The organism is Pseudomonas meliae (genome assembly GCF_001400515.1).
Lineage (GTDB): Bacteria > Pseudomonadota > Gammaproteobacteria > Pseudomonadales > Pseudomonadaceae > Aquipseudomonas > Aquipseudomonas amygdali.
Map to the genome: position 1 here is coordinate 1 of NZ_LJQT01000075.1, position 7,642 is coordinate 7,642.

Consider the following 7,642-nt stretch of genomic DNA (forward strand, 5'->3'; position numbering starts at 1 on the left):
AAAAACTGATACTCCCGTGAATGGCCGCGTGGCCTCTCACTCCCAATGCCAGCAACAAGTGCCCCTGTCGCAGTGCGAGAAGGCGCAGCACTGCATCGTCCACCGTCAATTCCCTGCGGCCCTTCAACTTGCCCAGCAATCATCCGCCGTAGCTGCGCGCCGTCAACAGGGCACCGCCCGCAATTGCGCCGACTAAAGCCGCAGCGCCAAGCGTTACGCCGCCGACCATCAGATCGACCCCTGCCCCGCACGCCCATCAACCTGAGGGTTTCCGGATTGAACAGATCATCGCCCCAACGGCCATCCATCAACGGCAAATCGCTGGTAGACACATCATCATTGCGAAACGCATACAGCTTGAGCAGCGCCTCGACACATTGCTGCTCACGCTGGCGAACAGCCTTGCGCAACGCTTCCACAGCCTGCTGTTCCTGCTCGGCAGTGGTCTCGACGCTACGCCGACACGCTGCACAGTCAATCAACAGTTCGGCGATAAGCCGCGCCGCGCTGTGTTTTCTGGCTCGACGTTGTTTCTCCTGATCCTCAATCAAACGCTCAAGCCGAGGCCGCGCGCTTTCCAGCAGCAGCGCCAGGCTTTCGTACAGACGACGACCGCCATCTTCCGGCGGTGCGACGCTGTCGAAACGCACCAATGCATGCAAACCCAAGCGTGAAAGCGCCTCTCGCCATTCCGGCTCCCGGTGCTCGCGCGCACTGACGAAATTCAGCACCGGCAGCAACGGCTTGCCACAGCTGGCCAGCACTGCCAGCTCGTCACGGTATTTGGCGAGTACCGGTTCACGCGCATCGATCACATACAGCCCAGCATCCGAGCCGAGCAACTGGCGCATGACCTTGGCCTCTTGCTCAAAACGCTGGCGTGCCTCGCTGCCCTCCAGAAAGCGCGCCAGTCGCGCCGGGCCATCCAGACGTTCACCGGGACGATCAAGCCGCTCCAGGTAATCGAGCAGCGCAATGGCGTCCTCCAGGCCGGGCGTGTCGTACAGATCGACCAGTGCCTGACCGTCCACCGACAGGCGCGCACCTTCCACATGGCGGGTGGTGCTGGGCCGGTGAGACACTTCGCCGAAGCTGACATCACCGGTCAGGGTACGCAGCAGCGACGTTTTGCCGACATTGGTGTGGCCAACCACCGCCAGCTTGATGGCGCGGACATTGTCTGCTTCAGTCATGGCCTGTCTCCAGCCAGTTCAAGGGCGCGCTGTCTGTGCGCGGCAATTGCAACTGATCCAGCGCGGCGTGCCAGTCGCCCAGACGCTCCAGATCGAGCACCTGCCCGGCAGGCGCGGGCAACAGCCATACACGTGTCGCCCCCGCGCTGCGCGCCAGTTCGGCAATCAGTGCCAGACTGCCACGATCCGGTGAGCGGCGCGGATCACAGGCGACCACCATGCGCGCAGGCGGATAGTGAGTCAGTTGTTCAAGCAGCTTGTGGCGCGACTCACGGCTGTCGAGAATGCCTGCATCGACCACGCCTGACGGCAGTTCTGGCGGCCAGACTTGTTGATCATCCAGCTCGATGGCCACCAGCAACGCGCCATTACTGTCGGACGCACCCACGCCGGGCTGAATCTGATGCAGCGCGGCAGGTTCGACGTCATTGACGCCCAATCGCTCGCTGCTGGGCATCAATCGTTCACGCAGCTCAAGGTACTCGGGCAGCTCAAGATCGAGACGCAGCCCCGCACTCCCCTGCTTCCAGCGCCACAGGCAGAACGCTGCCAGCAACAGACGCGGCACAATGCCGTAGACCAGCAGCACGCCCACCAGCCACGCAGCCCAGGCCTGGCGTGCATTCTCGATACTCAGCGCTGCATTGCCGCTGGCGCGAATCATGGCTTCGTCCGGCACACTGAAGCCCAGCCAGGCCGGGGCGGTACTGAGTGTCTGAGTCAGGCTGACAAACGTGTCGCTGCTCAAAATGGTGGTTTCCCAGACAAACCCGTAGCGCCGGGTCGCCATCAGCATCAACAGCACCACCAGCGCACTGACCAGCGCGAGCAGCCACAGGCTGTGAACCACCAGGCCAAGCACCCAGCGATTCAGACGCTTGCGTTGCAGCAGCAGAACCAATGCCGGAGCAAGTTGCGCAGCCTGGGCGTCACGGGCAAGCTTTTCACTCAACCACAGCCATAAGCGGCCCAGCCCGCTGTTGCTGCGGCCAGCGAAGATAAAGCCCAGCGCCCAGGTAGCCAGCAGCACCAGATTAAACCCAAGCAGACTGCCCAGCGCCCAGAACACATTGACCGGTGCCTGCCCGTCGCCCATTGCGGCGAAGGCCAGGCCCGCGCCACTGATGACAGCGAATACGGCAAGCGCAATCAACGCCAACCGCGCGCCCTGCTTCCAGTGATGCAATGCGCCGAGCATGCCGTCGCGCTGTGCCAGCCCAAGGGCGCGATGGGTGATACGGGCAGTCAGGTCGCCTCCAGCCGCCCGGGCGCGGCGATTGGCTTCCTGATCATCCAGCGCGCCAGCCTGTTGTTCACGCAGGCGCACGGCTTCGGTCAGCCAGAGGGTATCGAGTGGGGTCAGTGCAGTCACACAGTGTCTCTTGATTGAATTCAGCGGTGAGCATAACCGCTGTCATGGGACTGAGCACGGTGCGTGTCAGTTCATTCGCCTGCCCTGCGACCTCTGATATCCTCGGCGCATGAAAACTCATCTCCCCCTTAGCCTGATTGCCGCCCTTGGTGAAAACCGAGTGATCGGCGTCGACAATTCCATGCCCTGGCATTTGCCGGGGGATTTCAAATACTTCAAGGCCACGACGCTCGGCAAGCCGATCATCATGGGTCGCAAGACCTGGGATTCGCTGGGCCGCCCCCTGCCCGGTCGCCTGAACCTGGTGGTCAGCCGCCAGACTGATTTGCAGCTCGAGGGCGCGGAAGTCTTCCCTTCGCTGGATGCCGCAGTCGTGCGCGCCGAGCAATGGGCGCAGGAACAGGGTGTCGACGAGGTGATGCTGATCGGCGGCGCGCAGCTTTATGCTCAGGGCCTTGCACAGGCGGATCGCTTGTACCTGACTCGCGTAGCGCTGAGCCCTGATGGCGACGCGTGGTTTCCTGAATTCGATACGGCGCAGTGGGCGCTGGTGTCCGATACTGAGAACGCGGCTGTCGACGGCAAGCCTGCCTACAACTTCGAAGTCTGGGAGCGCGTCTGATAAGCGTTTTTCGGCGCATTTGAGGTCGCTGACGAAAAACTGCAATAAAAGTGTCGCTTTTGGTTTAACTGTCGCAAATAAAGGGGCAAACGGCGTCTTTTGGCCTTTTTCGGGTCGCTGACGTACTTTTGCCTTCACAATAATTTGTTACGGTCTGCCCCTTCGTTTTTTCGACAAGGGGAAATCGCCTATGAAACTCGTGCCAAAACTGTTGGCTGCTGCCGTCTGCTTCGGGCTTGCCAGCCAGGCTACCGCGGCCACCGAATTGAAGCATTGGCCCGAGCCTGCCGCCAAGGCACTCGACGCGATGATTGCCGCCAATGCCAACAAGGGCAACTATGCGGTCTTCGACATGGACAACACCAGCTACCGCTTCGACCTTGAAGAGTCGCTGCTGCCGTACATGGAAAACAAAGGACTGATTACCCGCGAAACGCTCGACCCTTCGCTGAAGCTGATCCCCTTCAAAGACACCGCCGACCACAAGGAAAGCCTACTATCGCCTTTGCGAAATAGACGACATGGTCTGCTACCCGTGGGTCGTGCAGGTGTTTTCCGGCTTTACCCTGCAGGAGCTCAAAGGCTATGTCGATGAGCTGATGGCCCTGAAAAAGCCGATCCCGGCGACCTATTACGACGGCGATACGGTCAAGCAACTCAATGTCGAGCCGCCGCGCGTATTCACCGGGCAGACCGAGCTGTACAACAAGCTGATGGAGAACGGCATCGAGGTCTACGTGATGACCGCAGCGTCCGAAGAGCTGGTGCGCATGGTCGCCGCCGATCCGAAGTACGGCTACAACGTCAAACCGCAGAACGTGATAGGCGTCACCACCCTGCTCAAAGACCGCAAGACCGGTGAGCTGACTACCGCACGCAAGCAGATCACCGCAGGCAAATACGATGCGAAAAGCAACATGGGACTGGAGCTGACACCTTATCTGTGGACCCCGGCGACCTGGATGGCCGGCAAGCAGGCGGCGATTCTGACCTACATCGATCAGTGGAAAAAACCGGTTCTGGTCGGCGGCGATACCCCGACCAGCGACGGCTACATGCTGTTTCACAGCGTCGACGTGAGCAAGGGCGGCGTGCACTTGTGGATCAACCGCAAGGACAAGTACATGACCCAGCTGAACGGCATGATCAAGGACAATGCCGAAGCTCAGGCCAAGGAGAAGCTGCCGGTCACGGCGGACAAGAACTGGGTGATCGTCAAGCCGGACGAGATTCAGTAACGGGCTTCATACTGCGTGATCGTGCCCATGTAACCGGGCACGATCAGCACGCTCAGTCGACTTTCTCGAACTTCAGATCCCATACGCCGTGTCCGAGCTTCTCGCCACGGCGTTCGAACTTGGTGATCGGCCTTTCCGCGGGGCGCGGAACGTACTGGTTGTCTTCAGCCTGATTGCGATAACCAGGCGCTACGCTCATCACTTCCAGCATGTATTCCGCGTAAGGCCCCCAATCGGTGGCCATGTGAAACACACCGCCAACCTTGAGCTTGCTACGCACCAGTGCGGCGAATTCCGGCTGCACGATACGGCGCTTGTGGTGACGGCTCTTGTGCCACGGATCCGGGAAGAACAGCATCAGGCGATCAAGGCTGTTATCGGCGACGCAGCGGTTCAGCACTTCAATGGCGTCGCAATCGTAGACGCGCACATTGGTCAGCCCTTGGGTCAGCACACCGTTGAGCAGCGCGCCTACGCCTGGGGAGTGCACCTCGACACCTATAAAATCGTGCTCGGGAGCCGCTGCCGCCATTTCCAGCAACGAGTGGCCCATGCCGAAACCGATTTCCAGCGTGCGCGGCGCAGCGCGACCGAACACCTGATCGAAATCCACCGGCGCATCGGTCAGCGACAGGCCATACAGGGGGAGACCTTGATCAAGGCCGCGCTGCTGACCCTCGGTCATGCGACCGGCACGCATCACGAAACTCTTGATGCGGCGGTGCGGGCGCTCTTCGCCTTCTTCGACAGCAGGCGACTCTGGGTGCGGAACGTGCGAATCAGTCATCAACGGGCTCTTACTTGATCAGGCCATCCAGCGGCGAAGATGCGCTGGCATAGAGTTTTCGAGGCATGCGCCCGGCGAGGTACGCCAGACGACCGGCAATTACAGCGTGCTTCATGGCTTCGGCCATCATCACCGGCTGCTGCGCATGGGCGATGGCCGAGTTCATCAATACGGCTTCACAGCCCAGTTCCATCGCGATGGTGGCGTCGGAGGCAGTGCCGACACCGGCATCGACCAGCACCGGCACTTTGGTTTCTTCAAGGATGATCTGCAGGTTGTAGGGGTTGCAGATACCCAGACCGCTGCCGATCAGGCCGGCCAGCGGCATGATCGCGATGCAGCCGATTTCGGCCAGCTGGCGGGCGATGATCGGGTCATCGCTGGTGTAGACCATCACGTCGAAACCGTCCTTGACCAGTATCTCGGCGGCCTTGAGGCTTTCGATCACATTCGGAAACAGGGTTTTCTGGTCGGCCAGCACTTCGAGCTTGACCAGATTGCGGCCGTCGAGCAGTTCGCGGGACAGGCGGCAGGTGCGCACGGCCTCGGTTGCATCGAAGCAGCCAGCGGTGTTCGGCAAGATGGTGTAGCGATCAGGTGGCAGCACATCCAGCAGGTTCGGCTCGCCGGGGTTCTGGCCGAGGTTGGTGCGACGCACGGCAACAGTCACGATCTCGGCACCCGAGGCTTCAATGGCCAGACGGGTCTGTTCCATATCGATGTACTTGCCGGTGCCTACCAACAGACGCGACTCGAAAGTCCGACCGGCCAGGACGAAGGGCTTGTCGCTGCGAACATTGCTCATCGGAAATCCTCATAACGTGCAGATGGGGGTTGGGCTAAGTGCAGGTTGCGAACTAGCCACCGCCAATGGCATGAACCACTTCGACCTGATCGCCTTCACCCAGGACGGTCGCCGCATGCTGACTGCGCGGCACGATATCCAGGTTCAGTTCCACCGCAACCCGGCGTCCGGCAAGGTCCAGGCGGGTCAGTAATGCCGCGACGGTTTCGCCATCGGGCAATTCAAAGGGTTCACCGTTCAACTGAATGTGCATGCGAGAGCAGCCATCATTTTTGGGGGGCCAGCATTCTAGCCCGATCAGCGGGTATGACCAAGGCAAAGCCACGCCATTCGTCTCAAGCGCGATCTGCCGTGCAAGCCGTCACTCAAGGAGCAGAGCCCAACCGCCAGGCAGCCAGACCCAGCATCGACCAGCCAAACAGAAAGGCCAGACCACCGAACGGGGTGATGATGCCCAGCTTGCCGATGCCGGTCAGGGTGAGCGCGTACAGGCTGCCGGAGAACAACAGTATGCCGATAGCGAACGAGAATCCGGCCCAAGTGACGAGACGCCCGGGGATGTGCGTCGCCAGTATCGCCACACCGAGCAGGGCCAGCGCGTGGATCAGTTGGTAAAGCACACCCGTATGGAACACCGCCAGGTACTCGGCACTCAGGCGTTCCTTGAGACCGTGAGCGGCAAATGCGCCCAACGCCACACCCGTGAAGCCAAAGAAGGCAGCAAGCATCAAAAAGCTACGAAGCATCAGGAACTCCAGTGAAAAATCGTCGAAAGGCGCACGGTCTGTATAATGGGCCGCTCAACGGGTTCGGCCAAGCCATCTCTATGCTGCAGTTTATCCTTCGTCGCATCGTCAAAGCCCTGCTGTGGTTCGCCGCAGGCAGTGTTCTCGTGGTTCTGGTTCTGCGCTGGGTACCGCCACCAGGCACCGCGCTGATGGTCGAACGCAAGGTCGAATCCTGGGTCGACGGCGAGCCTATCGACCTGCAACGCGACTGGGAACCGTGGGACAGGATCTCCGACAACCTTAAAATTGCGGTCATTGCCGGCGAGGATCAGAAATTCGCAGAGCATTGGGGTTTCGACGTCGACGCCATTCAAGCGGCCATCCTGCACAACGAGCGCGGCGGCTCGATCCGTGGCGCCAGTACGCTTAGCCAGCAGGTGTCGAAAAACCTGTTCCTGTGGTCCGGTCGCAGCTACCTGCGCAAAGGGCTGGAGGCGTGGTTCACTATGCTCATCGAGCTGCTGTGGTCCAAGGAGCGCATCCTTGAGGTGTACCTGAACAGCGTCGAATGGGACGAAGGCGTATTCGGCGCGCAGGCAGCAGCGCAACATCACTTCCGCACCAACGCCAGCGCGCTTTCTGTACAGCAGGCCAGCTACCTCGCCGCCGTCCTCCCCAACCCGCGCGAGTGGAGCGCCAGCCACCCGAGCAGCTACGTCTCGCGTCGCGCCGGCTGGATTCGTCAGCAAATGCGTCAGTTGGGTGGGGATGAGTATTTGCAGGGACTCAATAGCAGCCGTCGGTGGTGATTGCGTCACAAAAGATAACGCGAAGCGTCTGAAGCGGCATGCGATGCGGAGCGACGCTCGATAGCTGGTACACAAACAAAAACGCCCA

At 60.7% G+C, this 7,642-nt stretch carries 7 protein-coding genes and 2 pseudogenes; 3 read left to right on the forward strand and 6 right to left on the reverse strand.

The features are described 5' to 3' along the window. Together ALO64_RS03400 and ALO64_RS03405 are read right to left on the reverse strand one after the other, a co-directional pair. Nucleotides 1–1,193 (reverse strand): annotated as a pseudogene (locus ALO64_RS03400) (GTPase/DUF3482 domain-containing protein); the annotation flags it as partial. Continuing rightward, on the reverse strand, nucleotides 1,186–2,565 hold the full coding sequence (locus tag ALO64_RS03405) for a DUF2868 domain-containing protein (protein WP_044344100.1): 1,380 nt from the start codon (nucleotides 2,563–2,565) through the stop codon (nucleotides 1,186–1,188). The pseudogene ALO64_RS03400 and the gene ALO64_RS03405, both read right to left, overlap by 8 nt. A gap of 109 nt (nucleotides 2,566–2,674) precedes the next feature. Between ALO64_RS03405 and ALO64_RS03410 the strand changes: the two genes are divergently transcribed. Continuing rightward, nucleotides 2,675–3,187, forward strand: coding sequence for a dihydrofolate reductase (locus ALO64_RS03410; protein ID WP_002555622.1), 513 nt, complete (start codon nucleotides 2,675–2,677; stop codon nucleotides 3,185–3,187). Nucleotides 3,188–3,377: 190 nt separating this feature from the next. Then, nucleotides 3,378–4,425, forward strand: a pseudogene (locus ALO64_RS03415) (haloacid dehalogenase-like hydrolase). Between the two features lie 52 nt (nucleotides 4,426–4,477). On the opposite strand, the gene trmB reads toward ALO64_RS03415, so the two are convergent. The 4 genes from trmB to ALO64_RS03435 form a co-directional block, all read right to left on the reverse strand. Next, the gene (gene trmB, locus ALO64_RS03420) at nucleotides 4,478–5,125 is read right to left on the reverse strand and encodes a tRNA (guanosine(46)-N7)-methyltransferase TrmB (RefSeq protein WP_215907216.1); all 648 of its coding nucleotides are present in this window, start codon (nucleotides 5,123–5,125) and stop codon (nucleotides 4,478–4,480) included. Nucleotides 5,126–5,222: 97 nt separating this feature from the next. Beyond that, nucleotides 5,223–6,017 (reverse strand): thiazole synthase, encoded by a 795-nt coding sequence (locus ALO64_RS03425; RefSeq protein ID WP_044344099.1) that lies wholly within the window; start codon nucleotides 6,015–6,017, stop codon nucleotides 5,223–5,225. Nucleotides 6,018–6,069: 52 nt separating this feature from the next. Further along, nucleotides 6,070–6,270, reverse strand: a complete 201-nt coding sequence (thiS, locus tag ALO64_RS03430; RefSeq protein ID WP_002555626.1) for a sulfur carrier protein ThiS — start codon at nucleotides 6,268–6,270, stop codon at nucleotides 6,070–6,072. 112 nt (nucleotides 6,271–6,382) lie between these two features. Then, the gene (locus ALO64_RS03435; protein WP_002555627.1) at nucleotides 6,383–6,763 is read right to left on the reverse strand and encodes a DUF423 domain-containing protein; all 381 of its coding nucleotides are present in this window, start codon (nucleotides 6,761–6,763) and stop codon (nucleotides 6,383–6,385) included. 80 nt (nucleotides 6,764–6,843) lie between these two features. On the opposite strand from ALO64_RS03435, the gene mtgA reads away from it, so the two are divergent. Next, on the forward strand, nucleotides 6,844–7,554 hold the full coding sequence (gene mtgA / locus ALO64_RS03440) for a monofunctional biosynthetic peptidoglycan transglycosylase (RefSeq protein WP_002555628.1): 711 nt from the start codon (nucleotides 6,844–6,846) through the stop codon (nucleotides 7,552–7,554). The last annotated feature ends 88 nt before the right edge of the window (nucleotides 7,555–7,642 follow it).

Bases quoted from the DNA above. Each gene is read 5' to 3' on its own strand.
- thiS (WP_002555626.1), bottom strand. From the start codon at position 6,270: ATGCACATTCAGTTGAACGGTGAACCCTTTGAATTGCCCGATGGCGAA.
- trmB (WP_215907216.1), bottom strand. From the start codon at position 5,125: ATGCGTGCCGGTCGCATGACCGAGGGTCAGCAGCGCGGCCTTGATCAA.
- mtgA (WP_002555628.1), top strand. From the start codon at position 6,844: ATGCTGCAGTTTATCCTTCGTCGCATCGTCAAAGCCCTGCTGTGGTTC.
- ALO64_RS03435 (WP_002555627.1), bottom strand. From the start codon at position 6,763: ATGCTTCGTAGCTTTTTGATGCTTGCTGCCTTCTTTGGCTTCACGGGT.
- ALO64_RS03425 (WP_044344099.1), bottom strand. From the start codon at position 6,017: ATGAGCAATGTTCGCAGCGACAAGCCCTTCGTCCTGGCCGGTCGGACT.
- ALO64_RS03410 (WP_002555622.1), top strand. From the start codon at position 2,675: ATGAAAACTCATCTCCCCCTTAGCCTGATTGCCGCCCTTGGTGAAAAC.